At 65.5% G+C, this 374-nt stretch carries 1 protein-coding gene; it reads right to left on the bottom strand.

The genetic code is table 11. The features are described from left to right. Nucleotides 1-374: hypothetical protein (locus EN852_RS36210; RefSeq protein ID WP_135879714.1), on the bottom strand; the 374-nt coding region annotated here is incomplete at both ends.

Here is a 374-nt window from a genome sequence, read left to right as displayed (position 1 = left end):
GCGAACTTGCCGTTCAGCCGAAAACCCGGATCGGGCTTGCCGGTGCTAATCTTGACCGGCTCGCCGTCATTGCCGCGCAGCTCGGCCGAATTCCGGTCGGCGCCGGAGATCTTGAGCTGGCGGGAATTGTCCGCGGCGCCCTTGACGATGCCGGCATTGCCGTCGGTTTCGATGATCAACGGATAGGCGTCGGGATCCGCCTTCAGCCTCAGCCGCATCTGGCCGTCGGCCTCGAGCTTGCCGGTAGAGGCCGACACGTCCGTGCGCATGCCGTCGAAGCGCAGCGTTCCGTTCATGCGCCAGGGACCGATGAGCGCTTTGGCCGAAATCGTCGAGTTGATCTCGGAGATCAGGTGACGGCGTCCGCCGGCGGC

It is taken from the genome of Mesorhizobium sp. M2E.F.Ca.ET.209.01.1.1, assembly GCF_004010375.2.
Classification (GTDB): domain Bacteria; phylum Pseudomonadota; class Alphaproteobacteria; order Rhizobiales; family Rhizobiaceae; genus Mesorhizobium.
The sequence above is the reverse complement of the archived record's forward strand: the minus strand, read 5'-3'. Positions and strand labels throughout refer to the sequence as shown.